17 protein-coding genes and 1 riboswitch are annotated in these 21449 nt (G+C 39.3%); of the genes, 5 read left to right on the top strand and 12 right to left on the bottom strand.

What is annotated here, in order from left to right:
- Positions 1-133: 133 nt before the first annotated feature.
- Positions 134-2092: a BglG family transcription antiterminator gene (locus tag GOP56_RS01010; RefSeq protein WP_163244253.1), complete on the bottom strand. Its 1959-nt coding sequence runs from the start codon at positions 2090-2092 to the stop codon at positions 134-136.
- Positions 2093-2207: 115 nt separating this feature from the next.
- Positions 2208-3038 (bottom strand): CPBP family intramembrane glutamic endopeptidase, encoded by an 831-nt coding sequence (locus GOP56_RS01005; protein ID WP_163244252.1) that lies wholly within the window; start codon positions 3036-3038, stop codon positions 2208-2210.
- 272 nt (positions 3039-3310) lie between these two features.
- Here GOP56_RS01005 and GOP56_RS01000 point away from each other — a divergent pair, with 272 nt between their 5' ends.
- Both GOP56_RS01000 and GOP56_RS00995 read left to right on the top strand, forming a co-directional pair.
- The gene (locus GOP56_RS01000) at positions 3311-4012 is read left to right on the top strand and encodes an AzlC family ABC transporter permease (protein WP_163244251.1); all 702 of its coding nucleotides are present in this window, start codon (positions 3311-3313) and stop codon (positions 4010-4012) included.
- On the top strand, positions 4009-4341 hold the full coding sequence (locus GOP56_RS00995; RefSeq protein ID WP_003337960.1) for an AzlD domain-containing protein: 333 nt from the start codon (positions 4009-4011) through the stop codon (positions 4339-4341). Before GOP56_RS01000 ends, GOP56_RS00995 begins: the two co-directional genes overlap by 4 nt.
- A gap of 99 nt (positions 4342-4440) precedes the next feature.
- Here GOP56_RS00995 and pepT read toward each other — a convergent pair whose 3' ends face one another.
- Positions 4441-5673: a peptidase T gene (gene pepT, locus GOP56_RS00990; RefSeq protein WP_163244250.1), complete on the bottom strand. Its 1233-nt coding sequence runs from the start codon at positions 5671-5673 to the stop codon at positions 4441-4443.
- A 300-nt stretch (positions 5674-5973) separates the two neighbouring features.
- Positions 5974-6079, top strand: a riboswitch (SAM riboswitch).
- Positions 6080-6173: 94 nt separating this feature from the next.
- Here pepT and GOP56_RS00985 point away from each other — a divergent pair.
- Entirely contained in the window at positions 6174-7523 is a 1350-nt protein-coding gene (locus GOP56_RS00985) for a Na+/H+ antiporter NhaC family protein (protein WP_163244249.1), read from the top strand.
- 362 nt (positions 7524-7885) lie between these two features.
- Here the strand turns inward: GOP56_RS00985 and GOP56_RS00980 are convergent, their stop codons facing one another.
- The 8 genes from GOP56_RS00980 to GOP56_RS00945 form a co-directional block, all read right to left on the bottom strand.
- A complete protein-coding gene (locus tag GOP56_RS00980; protein WP_003344183.1) occupies positions 7886-8845 on the bottom strand; it encodes an ABC transporter substrate-binding protein in 960 nt (319 codons plus the stop codon).
- A gap of 88 nt (positions 8846-8933) precedes the next feature.
- On the bottom strand, positions 8934-9953 hold the full coding sequence (locus GOP56_RS00975; RefSeq protein WP_174250646.1) for a FecCD family ABC transporter permease: 1020 nt from the start codon (positions 9951-9953) through the stop codon (positions 8934-8936).
- On the bottom strand, positions 9950-10996 hold the full coding sequence (locus GOP56_RS00970) for a FecCD family ABC transporter permease (protein WP_096887305.1): 1047 nt from the start codon (positions 10994-10996) through the stop codon (positions 9950-9952). The genes GOP56_RS00975 and GOP56_RS00970 overlap by 4 nt, the downstream gene beginning before the upstream one ends.
- A 312-nt stretch (positions 10997-11308) precedes the next feature.
- A complete protein-coding gene (locus GOP56_RS00965) occupies positions 11309-12538 on the bottom strand; it encodes a lipase family alpha/beta hydrolase (RefSeq protein WP_233882818.1) in 1230 nt (409 codons plus the stop codon).
- A 376-nt stretch (positions 12539-12914) separates the two neighbouring features.
- Entirely contained in the window at positions 12915-13625 is a 711-nt protein-coding gene (locus GOP56_RS00960; protein ID WP_163244248.1) for a DUF421 domain-containing protein, read from the bottom strand.
- 228 nt (positions 13626-13853) lie between these two features.
- Positions 13854-14450, bottom strand: a complete 597-nt coding sequence (locus GOP56_RS00955; RefSeq protein ID WP_163244247.1) for a C40 family peptidase — start codon at positions 14448-14450, stop codon at positions 13854-13856.
- A 114-nt stretch (positions 14451-14564) separates the two neighbouring features.
- Positions 14565-16025, bottom strand: a complete 1461-nt coding sequence (locus tag GOP56_RS00950; protein ID WP_163244246.1) for an oligosaccharide flippase family protein — start codon at positions 16023-16025, stop codon at positions 14565-14567.
- A 79-nt stretch (positions 16026-16104) separates the two neighbouring features.
- Positions 16105-17199: an amidase domain-containing protein gene (locus tag GOP56_RS00945; protein ID WP_022585039.1), complete on the bottom strand. Its 1095-nt coding sequence runs from the start codon at positions 17197-17199 to the stop codon at positions 16105-16107.
- A gap of 314 nt (positions 17200-17513) precedes the next feature.
- Here GOP56_RS00945 and GOP56_RS00940 point away from each other — a divergent pair, with 314 nt between their 5' ends.
- Together GOP56_RS00940 and GOP56_RS00935 are read left to right on the top strand one after the other, a co-directional pair.
- Positions 17514-17759, top strand: a complete 246-nt coding sequence (locus GOP56_RS00940) for a hypothetical protein (protein WP_163244245.1) — start codon at positions 17514-17516, stop codon at positions 17757-17759.
- Positions 17760-17878: 119 nt separating this feature from the next.
- Entirely contained in the window at positions 17879-18511 is a 633-nt protein-coding gene (locus tag GOP56_RS00935; RefSeq protein ID WP_003337975.1) for a class F sortase, read from the top strand.
- Positions 18512-18836: 325 nt separating this feature from the next.
- Here GOP56_RS00935 and GOP56_RS00930 read toward each other — a convergent pair whose 3' ends face one another.
- Positions 18837-21431 (bottom strand): adenosylcobalamin-dependent ribonucleoside-diphosphate reductase, encoded by a 2595-nt coding sequence (locus tag GOP56_RS00930; protein ID WP_163244244.1) that lies wholly within the window; start codon positions 21429-21431, stop codon positions 18837-18839.
- Between the last annotated feature and the right edge of the window lie 18 nt (positions 21432-21449).

The raw sequence follows: 21449 nt of genomic DNA, 5'->3' as shown, positions 1-21449 counted from the left end.
CCTTTATCTATTTCGAAATCGCTTACATATACTATACTGCGAAATCGATCGGACAAAAGTTTAGTTTTTTTCCGTAGTTTCCGGAAAAACGAATTTTATTTCCCTTGGAGTAGGCAAAGCAAAATGTGAGATTTTATTTGCTTTGGTGAAAATGAGATAGAAATTGCATGTTATCTGTTTCCTTTATAAGCGTTTGAATAAAAGCTGGCTGTTCACTGATAAACGATAATTCCCGGAATAGTTGTCGCGTATCCTCTTGATCGTCATTCTTTACTGCCAGCATGAAGACGAGTGATACCTTTTCCGATCCCCACTCAATTGGTTCCTTCAACGTAGCAATCGCAATAGCTGAATGTCTAATCAATTTGGGATTACCATGTGGGATAGCGACACCTGAACCAATATTAGTCGATGACATTCTTTCCCGGGTAATAGCATGATGCGTGTATTCCTTCTCCACAAATCCTTTTTCATGTAAAACAGTTGCAAGCATTTCAATCAACTCATAGCGATGTTTGGCATCCTGATGTAAAAAAACTAAAAAAGGAGTGGTAAATTTCAAAAGCACAGATTCTTTCGGTGCCTGCTGTACAGGTTCATTCAGTTGTGTAATAAAATTCTCTAGTCTTTTTTCTTCCGTAGCCCCTAATAACGGAGAAATAACAATATAAGGGATATTTATTTCAGGCAGCGAAACAGTCGATATAACAAAGTCTACGTCATGATTAGCAAGATACTCTTTTACATCAGCCTTAGCTAGACACGCTACAATATGAATAGAAATAAATTTCCGTTCGAGCTTTGTTCGTAACAGTTGAGACATTCCAATCCCCATATGACAAACAATGACAACATTCTTTGTTTTTTCCCGATTGCTATGAAAGCGCTCAATGGAAGCTTGAAAATGTAACACAAGATAAGCTGCTTCCTCCTCAGGTATTGAAAGAGAGAGCGATTGATAGACCTCTTCTAATACACAAAGCACCATATCAAACATATACGGATACATTCTCTTTATATCACTTAGCATCGGATTCGATACAGGAAGACCGTAAGTAAGGCGATTTAAAGTTGTATATAAATGAACCTTCAAGCCGTCCAGTAAAGCTTGGTCGTTCATAAATTCAATCATATTAAACTCAGACATGCGCGTAATCAATAGTGACAAAAGCTGTGAAAGAACTGGATTATTTTCAGTAAAATCATCTATTTTCAATGGTTCATTCTTTTGCTGATAACGAATTTTACCACCCAAAATGTGTAAGGCCAGATAAGTGATTTCAACCTCTGGAAACCTTACTGCAAAAATAGCTTCCAATGATGTAAGAAATTCAGCAGTCCATTCATATTCTTTTTTATCTTGTAGAAGGGTTCTTTCTTTCTCTGAGAGAGTAATAGGCTGTTTAAGCTTTGTTCGCCTAATCATCAGCAGAACATGTACGATCAACCCTTCCAGCGTTTCATCCGTAAAAAAGAAGGAATGTCGCTTTTGGAGCTGTTTTAATTCATTTTTGACAATCTCAACCTCATGGGATGAAAATTGCTCCTTAATAAATGAGTCACTAAGCTGAGAATTATTGGTCAATTGTGATAATCGGGCTAATGCAGTTCTTTTGGCTTTTTCGTTCCCTTCAATCATTAGACCTACTTTTTGCTTAGAGATCAACGTAAGTCCCCAAACGTTTAGCCACTTTTCAATTTTGTCCAAACTTTTTTTGATAACCGCTTTGTTGACAAAGTATTTGGAAGCAAGCTCCTGAACAGTTATGGGCTTTACATTCATAACTAACTGATAAGCTATTTCAAGAATCATTTTTTCATCAGATTCATATTTGATTGGATGATTCACTATGTGTAATTTGTGAAATAAGCTTGCTTTTTCATGCTCTTCTATCTCTAGGAAAACCCCTAATCCCGGTTTTCGGATTAAGGTGGCATTTGAATGCTCTCTAAGGTAGTCCTGTATTCTTTTACAATCATTGCGAATCGTCTTTTCCGAGCAGCCTACCTTTTCTGCTATCTCTTGTACTAATACATGCTGGTCGGATTGTGTTAATAGAATACGCAAGATCTCTATTTGCCTCGCATTCATTTGATTCACCTGCTTATCTGCTAACAATGGTATATACGTTATCTATCGGATTTAACATCACTTTTTATACCATAGAATTGGTGAAAATACTATATACCGCACCAGCTAGCATGGGTTACATGGGAGTGCATGTTGTTGTTCGCGACAAACTGCGCCAGATGAACCAGGCCACAAAACCCCACAATATGATCGTTACCATACCTGATTCTCCAGCTATGTAAGTCCATCCCTCTGCTTTTGTTGTAAACAACTGCTCCAACCAGCTTCGAGTAAGATTAATCATGGTATGACTAAGCACCGCAGGCCAAATACTACCGCTTGCAAAACGAATCCACCCTATAAAAACAGAAAGCGGAAAGATCATAATCGTAAACAGCAGTATTGTGACAATAAAATTTCCATCTTCATTATAGCCATTTAAGTAGAACGGATAATGAAATAGTGCCCATACTATAGAGGTTCCCAAAATTGCTCTCTTACTTCCATACGTTTCCGTTAGCTTGGGTTGTAGGTATCCTCTCCATCCAATTTCTTCACCGAATGCAAAAATCGCCATTGAGATCAGCATGGCTGGGCTCCAAAATGCTTTTGTCATGTAACCAACATACTCAAATACTGTAAAATGAGCAGCTCCGGTGTTTAAAAAAGCAGCCGTTGGGAGCGCAATATAACCGATTCCCCAAGCCACTAAAAAGCTGATAAGAATTGGTAAACCTGAGACCCCCGCTAGAATGTACCACTTCCAATTCCCAAGCTTTCCGATTCCAGTGGATCGAATTGTAGCTTTACGTTCTGAAAAAAATAGAAGCATTAGCCCTAATACCAGCATAGGCGATAATTGAACGAGCCCGATCAGCAAATAAATCTTTGTAACATTAGCAAACAAGGTCAATCCAAGAACCAGAGTACTATAAACAATCGCGGCTTTTATTCCTTTTATTTTCATGATGAATCCTTCCTTTCCAGCTCTACGAACATGATTCATCATAAATAGAAATTCTCAAGAATTTATAAAGGAAGAACAAAACGTTCATAGCTTTACTAATTTTTTATATAATTGTTGCTAATTTTCAATATACTTGATAAAATGTAATTTTTAACAAAACCACAATGTTGTTTTAATATTTTTTAAAGTCACAACCTCCCTTCCATAGATAAGGGGGAAAATACTGCAAAGGAGTGGTTACACTGGAGATGAATATAGGAAGAGAAACCAGGATGAAGGAAGCTAATGCCCCTACATTCGGCCAAGGCGTTAAGGATTGTATCCCTACCTTGTTGGGCTACATTAGTATTGGATTAGCAGCTGGAGTAATTGGTGTCTCTTCTCACTTGAGCATTTTAGAAATTACTTTATTATCGGCTTTGGTATATGCCGGGTCAGCTCAATTTATCATTTGTGCCCTATTAGCAGCGAATAGTCCCTACTCAGCCATTATTGTAACTACTTTTATTGTAAATCTACGCAACTTTTTATTAAGCGCAACTCTAGCTCCCTCCTTCACCAAATATTCTTTATTCAAAAACATCGGAATCGGCGCACTGGTTACAGATGAGTCCTTCGGTGTTGCTATCAATAAGATTACAAAGGGAGAGCAGATAAACGATCGCTGGATGAATGGTCTAAATCTTACCGCTTATATCATTTGGATCTTATCGTGCATGCTAAGAGCTATTCTTGGGAAATGGATTACGAATCCGATGGTATTTGGATTGGATTTTGCTTTAACAGCAATGTTTGTAGCCTTACTTGTCCTGCAATTGCAATCTATGGAGCCTTCAAAGCTCAAGCATTCTCTCAGTCTTGTTGTATATATGATCATAGCTATGCTGGTTTTATCCTTTCTGGTCCCTTCACACGTTGCAGTCATTTTAGCGACGGTTATTGTAGCTACTATTGGGGTGGTGACTGATAAATGAGCCTTAATCTATCCATTCTTCTTCTCATACTCGGTTGTACATTTGTAACAGTAATTCCGCGTATTCTGCCATTTTTAGTGGTCCGTAACTTACAATTGCCTGCCCCTGTACTTAAATGGCTTTCTTTTATACCTATTTGTATTCTCACAGCCCTCGTTGTGGAGAGTGTCATTGATAAAAGCAGTGATTCAATCGGAGTGAATTGGCTAACACTCATTGCGATAGTTCCTACTCTATTATTAGCTTTGCGGACGAAAAGCCTTGCCATTACTGTCATTTTCGGCGTTATTTTGATGGGATTACTAAGATTATGTAGTACATATTTATAAACAAAATCCCCTTTGCTCAACAATAACGAATCCATGCGTGCATGGAACTTCATAATTGTTGACTCCAAGGGGATTTGATTTCTTTTTAGCTTGCTTTCATCATGCTTTTTCTTCAAACAACCGAGCTATCTCGATAATAACCTGAACAGCTTTTTCCATATTATCTACAGAAACATATTCGAATTTACCGTGATAATTTTCCCCACCAGTAAAAATATTTGGCGTTGGCAGACCCATATATGATAATTGAGAGCCATCCGTACCACCTCGGATCGGGCTGATTACCGGCTCGATATTGAGGTTTTTCATCGCTTCATAGGCAATGTCAACAACTTCCTTAACCGGTTCAATTTTATCGCGCATGTTGTAGTATTGATCATTGAGTTCAAAGCTGATATTTTCTTCGCCGTATTTCTCTTGCATCTTTTTCACGATGCTTGTTACTTTCTCTTTTTTGGCATGAAAATGATCTTTATCAAAATCTCTAATAATGTATTGAGATTTACTTTGTTCGACATCACCGTTTATTGAGCTAAGATGGTAAAAGCCCTCATAGCCCTCTGTGTACTCTGGCGCCTCTTCTTCAGGAAGTTGTGCATGGAATTCCATTGCTAGCTTACTAGCGTTTAGCATTTTATTTTTGGCTGTTCCAGGATGCGTGCTAACTCCCTTAAAAGTAAGCTTGAGTTCTGCGGCGTTAAAGCTTTCATACTCCAAGCCACCTAGTGGCCCTCCGTCCATTGTGTACGCAAATTTCGCACCAAAAGCTGCCACATCAAAATGAGCCGGCCCTCTACTGATTTCTTCGTCAGGAGTGAACGCCACCCTAATTTTCCCATGTTTAATTTCCGGATGCTTTAGCAAATAATCCATGGCGGTCATAATTTCAGTGATACCCGCTTTATCATCTGCTCCAAGCAAGGTTGTCCCATCGGTCGTAATCAATGTGTGACCCTTGTAGGACGGTAGCTCTGGAAATAATTCCGGTGATAAAACAACGCCCCGTTCCTTATTTAGCGTAATGGCTTTACCGTCAAAATTTTCGTGAACCTGCGGATTAACATTTTTGCCTGTAAAATCCGTGGCAGTATCTAGATGGGATAAAAAGCCGATTACGGGAACCTGCTTATCCGTATTTGTAGGGAGTGTCGCCATGACATATCCATTTGCATCCATCGTAACCTCTGAAAGTCCCATCGCCTTTAGTTCTTCAACTAGCAATTTACCCAGCTCTAGCTGACCTGGTGTAGACGGAACTGTCTGACTCTGTGCATTGGATTGTGTATCAATCTGTACATATCTTGTAAAACGCTCTATGATATCCTGCTTCACTCAAATTCACTCCCTTTTTCATTACATCTTTTTTTATTATACCGTTTGATGGGCGATATTTCCATTTGCTACTCCTATTGCTAACCTATCAACTGGAATCGGGGATTACCGGCTTACCTACAAGTACAAGCATTCCTATATGCGGAGTAGTCTTTCTTAAGAATCTATTGATGATAAAAAATGGAGCTAGGCTGTAGTATCCTCGGCATAATTTAAGTTTCACTAAAAAATATTTGACATTTTTCTCAGAAAAGAGTAAAGTAGAAAAAGCTTAAGCATCCGAGAATAAAATATGAAACCTTCTTATCAAGAGAGGCGGAGGGACTGGCCCTTTGATGCCTCGGCAGCGGACTCGTATTTAGAGTGCTGTGCCAAATCCAGCAAGCATGTGCTTGAAAGATGAGAAGAGTGATTCTTATCCCATATAAGACCTCTTCTCACGAGAAGAGGTCTTCTTCATTTTTTCTCAGAAAAAGGTAGAAATAGAGAGGGTGTTATTGATGAATCAGACAAAAGGAAGTGCGTTGGCTTTATTGCCTCTTGGTATATTTTTAGCACTATTTATTGGCTCTGGAATTATTACTGGAGATTTTTATCAGCTACCTATCATTGTTGCTATTTTGATCGCGAGTACGGTGGCATTAGTCATGAACCGAAAAGACAGTTTTACCACAAAGGTAGAACGATTTGCTAAAGGAGCAGGCAATCCAAATATCGTTATTATGTTATTAATTTTTGTATTAGCTGGTGCGTTTTCTCAAACAGCTAAAGGTATGGGTAGTGTTGAAGCTACCGTAAACCTAGCCCTTTCCGTTTTGCCTCAGGGTCTTCTAGTTGTTGGTTTATTTGTAATCGGATCATTTATTTCACTAGCAATGGGGACATCCATGGGAACTATTGCTGCATTAGCTCCAATTGCCGTAGGAATCAGCCAACAGACTGATATCTCTGTTGCATTCACAATGGCTACTGTTGTCGGAGGAGCTATGTTCGGAGATAATTTATCATTTATTTCGGATACGACAATTGCCGCAGTACGCACGCAAGGAACAGAAATGAAAGATAAATTCAAAACCAACTTTTTAATTGTATTACCAGCGGCCATTTTAACTTGCATCCTATTAATCGTGCTTACATTAGGAAGTCATACAAATATTACAGTTGGAACCTTCAATTGGGTCAAAGTGTTACCTTATGCAGGAGTGCTGCTTGCGGCCTTGCTTGGCTGGAATGTACTTGTGGTTCTAATGGGAGGAACTGTTTTATCAGGTGTCATCGGAATGATAGATGGAAGCTACACACTTGCCACTTTCTTCAAAAATGTGACACTAGGGATTAGTGGAATGATGGAGCTTGTATTGCTAACCATGCTCATTGGTGGAATGATTGAGATTATTCAACATAATGGCGGGATTCAATATCTATTACATGTATTGACGCGTAATATTCGCTCAAAAAAAGGCGCAGAATTTGGTATTGCTGGTCTTGTGAGCCTGACAAATATGTGCACAGCTAATAATACAATCGCTATCCTTTTCGCAGGTCCGCTTGCTAAAAATATTTCAGATCAATATGAAATCGATCCAAGAAAATCTGCAAGCTTACTAGATTTATTTTCGTGCAGCGTACAAGGGATCATTCCTTACGGGGCTCAAATGTTAACAGCAGCAGGATTTGCTGCACTCTCACCAATCGAACTATTGCCATTTGCTTTTTATCCATTGCTAGTTGCTGTTTGCGGTATCGTGTCAATCGTGATTAACTTTCCACGTTTTTCATCGAATGCCAAAAAAGCTAGTATCATAAAACCACTGAATGAGAAAGAAGAAGCTATATTCAAGACATCCTAGTGGTTATTCACCTTGCATCACTAGCAACTCACACGAGTTATGCTACTTATTTCAAAATATCGTTATAATAAATGTCAGGAAAACGAAATACGTAGAATGAAAAAAGCGGTAGGTATAACCTACTGCTTTTTCTATTGGTCATTTTTATCCTTAGCTATCAATCTAAGCGTTTATGTATCTTCGCCGAAACAAAACTAATAAGACCTATCATCTTTTGATTCACTATCTATCTTCCTTCATTCTTGTTGTTCTCACAACAGTTCTTTCATGGTGAAACGTAAAAAGCTACCTTCCATAAAGAAAAGGTAGCTTTACGTTCTAGCACATATTTTTATCGTGCTTCATTGAATGAAATAAACTCTTTAGTTCTTTTTTTTTAAAACAAGATCACGAACCATTTCAATCGCTTTCTCTTTTCCAAGCGGGAAGGTTCCAAGAGACCATGTAGGGTTGTCTAGCATATAAACATGTCCATTTTTAACCGCTTTTAGCTTACCCCAAAGCTCTGATTTCTGCATATCATCCAGCTTTTTCTGTGCCACAGCGAGATTGCTACCGTATAATCCTAAGAAAATATAGTCTGGATCAAACTTATACAGATTTTCAAGCGATACGATTTCTACAAGCTTTTCTTTCGGAGCTCCTTCTGCCATAGGCAAGCCTAAATCAGTAAATAAAACATCTCCTAAAAGCGCCTTACCATAGATACGATATTGGGAAGCGTTTGTTACATATAGAGCAAAGGTTGCATCCTTCGATTGCTTTTTAATTTCATCCCCAATTTGTTTCGCTTTTGCATCATATTGAGCAAGCCATTCGTTCATTTCTTTTTCTTTGCCTAAAATACTTGCCATTTCCGGGAATCTTTCACGCCAAGTGTAAAAGTCTCCTTCCAGTTGAACGGTTGGTGCAATTTGCGTAAGCTGATCGTAAAGCTTTTCAGTGCGGTTGCTTGTAAGAATCAAATCCGGTTGTAAGGCCATTACGTCTTCTACTTTAACTGAACTAGTTTCAACTAACGCTACTCCGTCAAGCTTCCCTTTTAAATAATCCGGCAAATCAGGGCCTGAAGTAGACATCACAGGCTTGATCCCCATAATTAATAATTCTTCGGTTGCATAAGCAAGGTCAACAACACGTTTTGGATGTACAGGAATTTTCACTTCTCCGCGGGAGGTTTTTACCGTTTTAAACTCAGTGTCCCCTGCTTGTTGGGATGCTCCTTCCTGCTTACTTGCTACTGAAGCCGATTCCTTCTGGCTGCAACCTGCAAAAACAAACAATAGTACAAAAATAATCATTACATTCATGAAACGTTTCATAGATTGATCTCCTTTTTTATCTATAAGCACAAGATGTGCCCTACGAGTTACTACAAAAAACCCCAAAGAATATTATATTAGTAGCTTGTTAGGTTTTCGTTTTCATTAAAAGATAGATGAAATAGGGCGCCCCAAGAACAGAGATTACGATACCAACTGGAACTTCTGTACGCGTTAGTATATTACGTGCTACTAAATCGGCCAACAATAGCAGTAATGCCCCCACAAGCGTAGCAGTAGGGATGAGAAATTGATGCTTCGGTCCAACCAGTTTGCGGGCGATATGTGGTGCAACCAGTCCGATAAACCCAATACCTCCACCAGCCGCAACGCAAGCTCCAGCAAGTCCGGCACTCACAAAAATTAATTTTCCACGCTCTCGTTCTACTCTCATTCCAACACCAGTTGCTAATTCATCGCCTAGATTAAGTACATTCAGATATCGAGCTTTCCATATCGCATACGGAACAAGAATGAGAATCCATGGAAGTATGGCAATAACAAAGGTCCAACTGGTTCCCCACAGGCTACCTGCAAGCCAGACTGTAGCATACATAAAATTTGCAAAAGCAAGCTTTAATGACACAACAGTATTTATCGCACCGATTCCAGCCGAAACTGCTATCCCTACAAGAATTAAGCGAATTGGAGTAATCCCTCGCTTCCACGCAAGCATAAAGATAAGCAATGAGGTAACACCGGCTCCTATTAAAGCAACTATCGGAATCATCATAACAGGCAGAACATTCTTAATATTCTTTGTTTCAAATGCAAAATACATGAACAGCACTACAGCCAATCCAGCTCCTGCGTTAATCCCCAAAATACCCGGGTCTGCCAATGCATTTCGAGATAAGCCCTGTAAAATTACACCAGAAACCGCGAGTCCACTGCCAATGAGCAAAGCAATGACCAAACGTGGCATGCGAAACTGAAAGAGTACCGTTTCTTGCTGACGCGTTCCACCATTTAAAAACGTCTCCCATACTTCCAATGGGGAAATAGGAATTGAACCTGAATTCAAGCTAATTAAGATTACTGTAACAATCATCGCAACAAGCAATCCCATGATGAGAGGCGCGCGTCTGTATAAAATTGATTGCATCATAAACTCCTTCCTTCCCTACGAGCCATATACAGGAAGAACGGTACACCAATAACAGCTGTAACAGTACCAATTGGTGTTTCATATGGCGAGTTGAACCATCTTGCTGCAATATCTGCAAAGGTAACAAGTACACCACCAAATACTGCCGAACAAGGTATGATCAACCGATAATCAACACCAACAATCGAACGCATGATATGGGGAATAATCAATCCTACAAACCCAACTCCCCCTGCAACAGATACTGCTGCCCCTGTCATGAACAATACGATTATCGTGCAGCATGTCTTAATCAACATGGTTCGTTGCCCAAGTCCAATAGCTACGTCTTCACCAAAACTAAGAACCGTTACATAGCGTGACAGCATAATCGACAATAGAAGGCAAACGACACTTACTGGCAAAATCATGCCAATCGCATCCCATCGCACCATTGTTAAGCCGCCCGCTGCAAAAAAGCTCATATCCTGAGCGATTTTAAAATAAATGGCTAGCCCAGTTGATAAAGCACCAAATAGAGTGCTTACCGCTGTACCAGCCAAAACAAGCTTAACTGGTGACATCCCTCCTGGTGACAGCGCACTGATTGCGTAAACAACCATGACCCCAACCGCAGCTCCACTAAAAGAAAAAATAACCATTTCAAAATAATTAATTGCTGGGAAGAGAATCATAGCGATCGCAATCGCCAGACCTGATCCTTGTGACAGGCCCATAATGGAAGGAGTTGCTAATGGATTACGAGTGATTCCCTGCATAATTGATCCAGATACCGCAAGGCAAGCGCCGACAAAAATTCCACTTAATGCTCTTGGCATTCGCAATTCGTATATGAGTAGATGTGCAGGTGAATCAGAGTTGAAAAAAAAGATCATATCCCATACTTCTCGGAACCCGACGTCTGCGGCACCATATGAAATAGACAGTAAAAATCCGAGCACTAGCAGGAAAACACCAATCGTGAGCATCATACTTGCAACCATATAACGCGGTGCTTTATCTACTGCTCTGGATAAAGAATGAGCCGCTCCTTCTTCTGACATCAGTATAACCACCTTTATGTACAATAAAAAATTGCAAAAAGCATCAAAAATACGATATTGATAATCATTATCACCTGTTGGCCAGTACTTATTTTAGCAAATATAACCTATATGTCAAGTGTGTTTATTGTTAATCAATCTATCAATTGAGATTTAGTCATGAGAAGCTATGCAAATGATTGTACCTCTGATCTAGATTGATGATTGTTCATAGAATCATTGAGAAAATAGAAAGAGAGGAATGTTTAAAAAACAATCCTCTTGAAAAGCAAATGATCTATTCCATTTGACTTACCCAAAATGAAAACGCCTTCAATAATCGACCTCATTATGCGGTAATTTTGTTACCAGCTTAGCAATGTCCCTATAAAACATCGTAATATCCGAGAAGCCAAGTGAATCAGATATACTTAATCCAATTAGATCGAGATGATCCCAGCCTGCTTTTTTACCCAAATAGTTCCATTTACCGATTTGTGCTTTCTGTCTGTATGGAACAATTTCATCTGTTTCTGGACCGATCATAGAATTTGTATTAATAACCCCATCATTTTCCCACCATGATTCATCAATAATCGGACGATTTTGATCGTTTCGCAAATATGATCCCATAAATAGCGCATTTCCCAATAATGCTTTATTCATTGATAGGATGGGGATATGCACTCCTGTCAATATTCCTGGCTTTGTTGCGCTGGCGCTATAAGAAAAATAATAGACATCTGGTTGCGTTTTTACCCAGCTATTCAATTCCCGGGCCCCATCTGTACTAAGGTCCCATTGGCAGGTATCTTTGGTATCACTCCAAATGGGGCTATTCCATACACGCTTTGAATAGCTAACAACCGATTCGCCCTTCTTTTTCTTAATCCCCCATTGATCCAGTTTAAAGTCATACACCGTGTAGTCTGCACTATGTAGAAAAAAAGCAGTAGCAACAAGAAGATCCTTAGCAAATGGAATAAACGTCCCTACACCATCAGCAAGGGTTGTCCCATTGTGAGGACTAGCAAGTGTTGTAACACTCCGAACAAATGATTTGCCGCCTTCAAACAAAGGAGATAATTCTACTTCAGGATGTTGATTTTTATATTCCTGCTCCTCACGACTACCTTCGTTTAACAATTGGACAAGAGTACGGCTTGTCTGTCCGCCCATACTGTGACCGACTAGATGCACTTTATTGTTCTCATCCCAATTCACATTAAATCCTTCATACGTACGTCCAAAACGGGCATGTCCATGTTCCTCGGCATGAGCCGCTCCATAATCCACTGTTCCCCCATTTATTTGAGCATACAACTCACAAGCACGATCCCAGTTACTTGAAACAGGCCCTACAGCCGAGGTAAACACTTGGTAGCCATCTGTTTTTAGTTTTTCCTGTATATCATGAAATCCACCCCAATACTTAAAACCAAGTACCTCTTCTCTTCCCCAGCCTAGAAATCCATTTACTAGGATGATCGGTTCTTTGTTGTTATTTTCCGAATACTCTTCTGCCCCAACAGCAGGTAAAAATCCGAAACAGGCATACGTCATCAATGAAATAACCAAGAGCAACATCGCTTTTTTCATATTCCTTCTCCTCCTATCAATTTGGATTTGAATGATGATACACCCGGGCAAAACATAATGGGTAAACAACACACCTAGAACAAGACAGCTACCACCTAGAACCTCCTTTCATATGCAAACTTTTTTCTACAAAATACCATCTATTACTAACATATATTATATTATTAATTTTTACAATATTTTACAATAAAAATAATTTGGATTATTTTTATCAATAGGTGCAATTTGATGAACTAGTAAACGATGTAAATCATTAATTGCATAGAGGAAATAAAACATAGAAAAAAAGACAACGAAGGAATCCCGTTGTCTTTTTACTGTAAAAGAATTTTTTTAACTACTATTCTTTATCAATCGGAGATTTTATGTGATCTGCGTAAAAATCAAAAACAATTGTCCCGTTTGTGGTTTTTACAGCATAGAAAATCTCATCTAGATCCTTTCCAATCCGTTTGATTTCTTTATGCAACCAGTCCTTTGATAATTTATTTTGGCGTAAATTGTCTTCTAATATTTGCCCTTCCATAACTAGCTCTATCGGAAATTTTTCTTTCCCTCCTGTGAAAATTTGCAAATCCTTCTTAGTTACACTCTGAAATTCTGTTTTCTTTTGTACAGATAATTTTCCATTAGTCTCTACAACAGCATTCTCAACCTCTTGGAGATTAAAAATATCTTTTTGCCGAAGAGATTGGTTAAGGGAATCCATCGTATATTTATTTTTCCTCATATTCTCCTCTAAAATTTTCCCATTTTCAATAAGTACGGTCGGCGCTCCCGATATCCATTTTCTTGATTTTTGTATTTTAATAGCTATATTTGACATAAGATAAGAAGTTCCTGAAAATACCGCTAAAGACAAAATCAATTCCATCATTTTAATTTTTTCATTAAAAGCTAGATTGGCTGCAATTGCTCCCAGTGTAATCCCTGTCACAAAATCGTGAAACGTCATGTTAGATAAGGTCTGCTTTCCTAGAACTCTGGCTACCAGTAAAAGCAGACCAAAGGAAAGGATTGTTCTCCCTATCGTGTCCATATATTCATGCATGATTGCTCACCTCACGTACAGTTTTGACCAAGAGAATAAATACATATACCCGATCAGTAGCAAGTCTTTTGCATGAAAATTTGCTATGTTACGTTATCGTCATCCTTTAACGCTCCTCTCCCCTTGATACCTCCTTTTGCTCATAAAAAAACCTCATTCAACCAGATCTCCAATCAATACATGGAGCTACTTGGTCTCATGAGGTATACATCAAATTTCAGTTCTGATTTATTTAGTTGCTTCAGGAATAACTCTTTTTGCAAAAAGAAAGTAGTTATACCAATAGTCGTCCTCTAGTTTATCATTTTGGAAATCACTAATAATTACACCTATTCCTTCTTCATAGGTGTGGAGGATTTTCCCATCTCCCATGTAGATCCCAACATGTCTAACCTTATTTAGACCCGTTTCATTAGGAAATTTTTCATCTGCAAAAAACAAAAGATCTCCCTTTTGGATTTGATCAAATGGAATCCATGTCCCTTGCTTCGCTTGCTCTCTAGCGTGCCAGCCGAGTGAGATGCCAGATTTCCCATACAGGTATTGTACATAAGAAGAGCAATCAAAGGTTTTATCTTGAAAACGTTCTGCACCATAAACATAAGGGGTTCCCATATAGGTTTTCCCTAGAGAAATAATATGATCAGCCGTATCTTCCCATTTCGGTTTTGATACAGTTATTGTAGAGCTATGATTGGTTGTCCCGTTTTGCTTTTCTTTATTTATTCCAGTTGCATAAGCAGTACCACAGGTAAAAGAAAGACCAATGGAACAAATAAGCACGGACTTTGTTAGGATTGAGCTGAGTTTTACACTTGAAACCATACCTATATCCTCCCTTCTTTCCTCACACAATCCTACCAAAGTAATCGATACTTTCCACTAGTAAAAGCTTTCCAACCAAATCACTATCTTCAGAACACAACAAGCTGAAATGCACTACATATAGATTATTCGCCGGGAAAAACGCAGAAAAAAGTAAAGAGACACACAACTAAAGTAAAGTACAACATGAATGAATAAAGGAAAACCTTCTAGCATTCGTCCAATTGTATAGCAAAAAACAATGAATACACCGGACTCGATTACTATTTTCCATGATAAAAAACGTCGCATGTAATGCAAATTCCAAAGTAGAGAAGCTAGTTCAAACGATACAATTCCAATGACAATCCCACTGTATTGAAAGGAGGGAATTCCAACCAGCCAATAGTTGATAATGATTGAAATAATAGAGCCTACTATTACACCTACTAACGGTCCTTTTTTTCGACCTTTCACCCATAGTATGTTAGTGGAAATGTCTCGAATCCCTGATAAAAAAGGAATCAAAGATAGACTAATCAAAGAATAAGCAAGGGAAGCATCTCCCGTAATCGCTTGTGAAATGTTTTGACCATACAAAAAGAAATACAAGGATGCACTAATTCCCCATAACCAGCCAACCTTCATAGATTTGTTGACACGGCTTCTAAATTGCCCCACATTATTCTTTTCCCAATTCCCCGCAATTTTAGGAATAATCACATGCAGAAATGCAGATGTAACCATCGAAGGTAAATAAACAATGGTTAATGCCATACCTGTTATTTCCCCATAAATGCTGGTAGATTGATGAGCAGTTAAACCTGAATGCATGAGACGGTTGGGAATTAATATCGAGTCTATAAAATCCGTTAATGGAAGTAACAGCCTAGTTGCCAGCACACTTACAGACATTTTTAAAAAAATCGAGGTTTCAGTACTATGATGAAAACGTGAAGGTAGACTCAAGTAACGCAGCTTCTTGCGCTGTAGAAGATAGATCCCGATAAAAAAAAGAAGAGCTGACAATCCTCCCACTACAGCTCCAAGCACCGCTCCTCCAACCGCAACTGATACTCCATACGAAATCCAAATATTTGCTAAAACAAGCATCGTAATAACTCGCATTGATTGCTCTAGCAGTTCAGAAAAGGAAATAGAACCGTATATTTCAACTCCTTGAAAAAAGCCGCGGAATAAATGGAGCTGAGGTACAAACAAAAAAACAGGTGACAGGAGTTGAATAGCGACAGTTAGTTTCGAATCTCCGTACCAATCAGCAATGATCTCAGCGTAACTGTATGATAATATCGTTGCACTTCCACCTAAAATGCACGTAAGAATTAGGGAGACCTTTAGAAAATACATACCCTTATGAACATCCTTGGCTGTTGTTAAGGACAAAGAGGTAGGTAGCCCTGCTGTTACTAAGGTTAAAACAAATCCATAAAAGGCATACACCATTTGATACAATCCCATACCTTCTGCGCCAAAAATCCGAAATAAGAAAATACGTCCGATTGCACCAATTATTTTGACGAGAAATAGAAGACCACTACGTAAAAGAAATTGACGTATGATAAGTGGCAGCCCCATAGGTCTACTCCTTATGAAGAGTTTTCATTAAGAGATGTGTATGTGGGGCTGTCCCATGTTATTCCATAAATTCTTTCTGTTAATCTCTGATATGGATCAGATAAAATTTGGTTTTCTTATCCCATCCCAAATCCCACGGTACATGATAACGATCAGCGGAATGAGAGTTTACTAATACATAGCCCTGATCATCCCTAGCGGTTACGATGGAGAAATGATCAATATTCCCTTCAAGTTCATAAGCAATCAAATCGCCTGGTTCAAGATGGGAAAGGGCACCTTGAGGAAATTTTTTGTTCGGTTTCGCTACCTCTTTATATGTCCCTCGTGCAATTAATTTCCCGTACCCACTATGAATAAGAAATTGGTACAAGGCATCGGTTCTGATCCAAGCAACGCTCCCACCTTTCCTATAAAACCATCCTCCATTCATAGGGAGTCCTCCACCTTCTAGCGGGTCCCCCAGCACTTGAGAAGTGAAATTGGTACAGTCCCCTCCTTCATATGTATAATCTGCGTATTTCCGGTTGTATCGGTGATTGTTCCCTGCCATAGGGGCTGCACCAGCATACTTTTCCGCGTAAGCAACCGCTTTCTCACGGTTATATCTTATTTTTTTCTTTCTTTGCTTATATGCGGCTAACTCTTCTTTGGTAACGAATTTTTTTGATACAGGAATTAAATTCGGATTTTCCTCTAAAGGGTCCAGATACCATTCTTTCACAATGTACCATTTGCTATCTTTTTGCTCTAAAGTTAGGAGATGTCGCGTTCCAATTCCAAATTTTTGTGGTTGAAAGGGAACACCATTATGTTGGTACGTGATTAGTTGTGATTGTTTTAAAAAAACCTTTGCTTTCGCTCCTATACGCTTAATATTTACAATTTGAATTTTACTTTCAGCATCTATAAATGATAGGTTTCTTTTTGATCCCCATGTATGAATATACGTACTCCGATTTCTTTCATGTTCTAGTGCAGATCGACTGCTTTTATAAGTAGTAAGATAATGATGCTTGATTGCCTCATGCTCCTTCGTGATCATTGCTTTGGAACGTTCGTTATACATACTATGTAACAAGCTTTCAATTTCTGCATGCTCCGCTTTAACCTCTTCTGTATTATTTATAAACATAATGGTCAAAGCTACAAGAATCCAAAATACCTTTTTCATTTTGAGTCCCCTACATTTCGTATTTTATCCGATCTTTTACTGGTATAACTTGTTCTATTTCCCTGTGGGCCATAAAAATAATTCATTTTATAGGATATCCATTGATTCTCAGGAGTATTTAGGATTCATTTACCAGTTACGATACGAAATGTAGAGATTAGTCCAATCACAGATGCTTCGCTTTGATAACTTTTTCTTCTATAAAGGATACCAAAATGGACACGTTTGTAGGAATTTTTTACTGTCATATCCCTTTGCCAAGTGGAGACTATATGAAATGTAGTACACCATTAAACCTTGAAAGGACGAATAAAATGAAAAAATTAGCAGCTGTAACACTTGCTATTTGTTTTGTGTTCTCTAATGCTTCCGTATTCGCTATGGAAGAAGGACATCATAAACACCATAAGGTAAAAACAGTGTCTCACAAGAAACACCACAAGGCAAAAACAATGTCTCACAAGAAACACCACAAGGCAAAAACAATGTCTCATAAAAAACATCACAAATTCCATATTAAAGGAATGCCTAAAACAGGTATGGGTGGAGCAAGTAACTAAACAGTAAAAACTCTTTCAGTCTTTTCCATCAGGGAATGTTTTATGTAAAAACGAATCCCTGATGGAATATTTTCAATCAATTAAATAAGTAATGCTGTTATGAATAAGAGGTATGTAAGATGAGAATATTTTTCCTTGCTTTACTGATATGTATCCTTTCAGGGTGTTCAGGCTCCGCTAATCCGGAAAAAAAGCCTGCCATCCCCCATTCTCTATCTAGGGATCAAGCCTTTCCTCATGTTGAAGAAAAGCAATCAAATACAACAACTGGTTCCTCTTCAACTTCACAGAGAAAACCGGTAACAGCATCCTTCATACCAAATCGCCTACAAATTCCCTCTATTGGATTGGATACAACAATAGAAACAGTAGGAATAACAGTGGAAGGAAATATGGATGTTCCGAAGGCATTTGATAAAGTAGGCATTTTATCTCCGTGGACAAAACCAGGTGAAAAGGGAAATGCTGTTATTGCTGGTCACTTTGATCATTACACGGGTCCAGCGATCTTTTATCATTTAAAAAAATTAAAGCATGGCGATCATGTTATCGTCTCAGATTCAAACGACCATCGGCTTATCTATGCAGTCAAAGAAGTAACCACTTTTAAAACGAAAGAAGCTCCCTTAGAGAGAATTTTCGGCGAGTCAAATACCTCTAATCTGAATCTGGTCACTTGCTCTGGCAAATTTAATAAGAAAACCCAAGAACATGCTAAGAGATTAGTAGTATTTACAGAATTAAGTCAATAATTCCTGTATTCATGATAGGTAAACATAAAAAAGACCCTGATTAGGGGGTCTTTACTCGCTGAAGTATTAATTTTTTCATTTGGTGAATACCTTCTATAGACCGCTTCTGTGTACGGTCGTTCCCCATATTGATCCTTAATCGTAGGATGCTTCAATAAATATTTCACAATTTCGAAGTGTCCCATTTCAGCGGCATTTTGCAAAGGTCTGCTGCCAATTAGAAATGAAAAAACAGCTCTACCGCAAAAGCTGCGAATAGAGCCGTTTGATCGAAACCAAATCTTATGCTTGAGGGATCGTGATCACTGCACTGCGGTCTATAACATTACGAGCATTTGGAAAATCCGCAAGTTGTACATGTCTTACATCCTTCTGCATGCAATAATGTCGCAGAGCCGCATGATGGGCAGAAGTCTTTGTGATCAGCATCGCCGTATACGTCGTGATGCACCTCTTCTTTATCTGGAGCTGAGGTGATTGAATAGCTGCTAGTAGCTGCTACTGCCTGATGCTCGTCTTCCCCGTCAAGATGCATTTCTAATGCTTTTGCTACAGCATCTGGGATGGATTCCACACGGTTTGCTCCAAAACCAACTGCTCCTGAGCCACCAATCCCTTTTAAATGTTTAATTAACAACCGGGCCTTGTTGCCATCTGGTAACTCTCCAAAACGTAGGAATAAGGTGGATACGCGCCCTAAAGCCTCTGACATTGCAAACACATCGCTTCCAGCTTTTCCTACATTCACAATCACTTCAAACGGAGCATGATCTACATCGTTGATTGTAATATACGCTTTTCCAAGAGGTGTGTTCATTTTATAGGTAGCACCACTTAAACGTTTCGGACGTTTATTATAAGCACGTTCTGTAGCTCCATCCCTTCCGCTTTTCACACCCTGATCCTGACCAGCAGACGCAGCTTCCTGGCTTGTTTTGGGCTCTGAGTCCTTTTGTTCCTTCGCTGATGCTTGATCGTTACTTGCCCCTACCTTCTCTTCCTTTTTCTCCGTAGACAATACCTGTACATCACGGCTGCCATCTCGATAGATTGTTACCCCTTTGCAACCTAAGTCAAACGCCAGTTCATACAGATTCTTTGTATCTTCTACTGTGAAATCGTGTGGAGCGTTAGCTGTTTTCGAAATGGAAGAGTCCACCCATTTTTGAATTGCAGCTTGAACACGTACATGATCTTCAGCGGCTAAGTCCATCGCACAAACAAAATACTCTGGCAGGTCTAGACCCGGATGGGCATCCATCCATTCCTGAGCGATCGGCACGTACTGTTTATCAAAGCCAAGGCGACTTTGACGGTAGTATTCGAATGCATAATACGGCTCAATCCCTGTAGATGTACCTACCATCGTTCCAGTAGACCCCGTTGGTGCCTGTGTTAATAAGGTTACGTTGCGAATTCCTTTTTCACGTATTGCTTCTCGTACTTCTTCATCAAACTGTTTCATAAAACCGCTCATGAGATATTTTTCAGCATCAAATTTAGGAAAGCTACCTTTTTCCTTTGCTATATCAGCAGATGCCAAGTATGCTTCGCGGGCGATAAAGTTATAAAGCTTGTCCAAAAAATCTAAAGACATAGGACTGCCATAACGAATCCCTAATTTAATCATCATTTCGGCAAGACCCATGGTTCCTAATCCTACACGACGCTCTGACTGCTGATTTTCTCTGTTCTCTTCAAAATGATAAGGAGTCGCATCAATTACGTTATCCAAGAAACGGATCGAATAACGAACAGCTTCACCTAGGCTTGTCCAGTCTACCTCGTTATCCAGAACGAATTTAGATAGATTTAACGAGGATAAATTACATACGCCCCAAGCTGGAAGTCCTTGTTCCCCGCACGGATTCGTGCAAATGATTGGGTTAAAATACCAGCTATTAGACATGTCATTATAATACTCTGTAAATACAACCCCAGGCTCAGCCGATTTCCATGCAGATTCAATGATGGTATGCCAAATCTCCCGGGCACGAACGGTCTTAACCAATTTGACGGGTTTACCTAGCTCCTCGCGCCATTTTTTCATGTTTCCGTCCCACAATGCATCATAATCAGGATCATTTACATCTGGAAACACGAGCTCCCAGTCTAAGTCCTCTTTTACAGCTTTCATGAAGCTATTGGAGATACAAACCGATAGATTGGCATTTGTAACAAGCCCCATCGTTTGTTTTACCGTAATGAATTCCATAAGGTCTGGATGCCAATCATTCATCATTAGCATCAGAGCACCGCGGCGTGAGCCACCCTGCTCAATTAGACCTGTGGTATAGCTGAACAAGCCGCCCCAGGATACTGAGCCACTTGAGGAACCATTGACTCCACGTACCAACGCACGCCGAGGACGGAGGCTGGATAAGTTAATACCAACACCGCCTCCACGTGACATTATCTCTGTCATTTGAGTCAGCGTATCCATAATGCCACCTCGTGAATCATGCGGTGACGGAATTACATAGCAGTTAAAGAGGGTTAATTCTTCGCTTGCTCCTGCACCTGCTGCAATGCGGCCGCCTGGTACTAATTTCCAATCGTCTAGCAATTCACGAAATTTACTTGTCCATTCTGCTTGTTTTTCTTCTGTCTTCTCTACAGAAGCAATTGCGCGAGCCAAGCGATCCCACATTGCTTCCGGCGTTACTTCAATTGGACGGGTCGTTTTTTCTACCGTTGTGGTAATGGTTTCTCCGTTTCTTAGTAGAATGGATACTTGATTTTTCTCCAGGGCAACAATTTCACCCACTTCTTTTTGCGGAAATTTCGGGTCATCCTTGGTTAATACGAGAACGGTATCTCCAACCTTTGTATTTATGTAATCCAGATCTTTCATTGCATAACGGTCCAAAAAGATCTTTTCACTTAACCCTTCTAATGGCTTATGTTCTACTAAACCCACGGTCTTTTCCCCTCCAAA

It is taken from the genome of Brevibacillus sp. 7WMA2 (genome assembly GCF_010748895.1).
GTDB classification, from domain to species: Bacteria; Bacillota; Bacilli; order Brevibacillales; family Brevibacillaceae; genus Brevibacillus_B; species Brevibacillus_B halotolerans.
This window is presented reverse-complemented; position numbering and strand designations above follow the sequence as displayed.

Excerpts from the sequence above, each read along its gene's own strand:
- GOP56_RS01005 (WP_163244252.1), bottom strand. The coding sequence starts at position 3,038 with ATGAAAATAAAAGGAATAAAAGCCGCGATTGTTTATAGTACTCTGGTT.
- GOP56_RS00980 (WP_003344183.1), bottom strand. The coding sequence starts at position 8,845 with ATGAAACGTTTCATGAATGTAATGATTATTTTTGTACTATTGTTTGTT.
- GOP56_RS00960 (WP_163244248.1), bottom strand. The coding sequence starts at position 13,625 with ATGCATGAATATATGGACACGATAGGGAGAACAATCCTTTCCTTTGGT.
- GOP56_RS00985 (WP_163244249.1), top strand. The coding sequence starts at position 6,174 with ATGAATCAGACAAAAGGAAGTGCGTTGGCTTTATTGCCTCTTGGTATA.
- GOP56_RS00975 (WP_174250646.1), bottom strand. The coding sequence starts at position 9,953 with ATGATGCAATCAATTTTATACAGACGCGCGCCTCTCATCATGGGATTG.
- GOP56_RS00970 (WP_096887305.1), bottom strand. The coding sequence starts at position 10,996 with ATGTCAGAAGAAGGAGCGGCTCATTCTTTATCCAGAGCAGTAGATAAA.
- GOP56_RS00995 (WP_003337960.1), top strand. The coding sequence starts at position 4,009 with ATGAGCCTTAATCTATCCATTCTTCTTCTCATACTCGGTTGTACATTT.
- GOP56_RS00945 (WP_022585039.1), bottom strand. The coding sequence starts at position 17,199 with ATGAAAAAGGTATTTTGGATTCTTGTAGCTTTGACCATTATGTTTATA.
- GOP56_RS01000 (WP_163244251.1), top strand. The coding sequence starts at position 3,311 with ATGAAGGAAGCTAATGCCCCTACATTCGGCCAAGGCGTTAAGGATTGT.
- GOP56_RS00935 (WP_003337975.1), top strand. The coding sequence starts at position 17,879 with ATGAGAATATTTTTCCTTGCTTTACTGATATGTATCCTTTCAGGGTGT.
- GOP56_RS00965 (WP_233882818.1), bottom strand. The coding sequence starts at position 12,538 with ATGACGTATGCCTGTTTCGGATTTTTACCTGCTGTTGGGGCAGAAGAG.
- GOP56_RS01010 (WP_163244253.1), bottom strand. The coding sequence starts at position 2,092 with ATGAATGCGAGGCAAATAGAGATCTTGCGTATTCTATTAACACAATCC.
- GOP56_RS00950 (WP_163244246.1), bottom strand. The coding sequence starts at position 16,025 with ATGGGGCTGCCACTTATCATACGTCAATTTCTTTTACGTAGTGGTCTT.
- GOP56_RS00940 (WP_163244245.1), top strand. The coding sequence starts at position 17,514 with ATGAAAAAATTAGCAGCTGTAACACTTGCTATTTGTTTTGTGTTCTCT.
- GOP56_RS00955 (WP_163244247.1), bottom strand. The coding sequence starts at position 14,450 with ATGGTTTCAAGTGTAAAACTCAGCTCAATCCTAACAAAGTCCGTGCTT.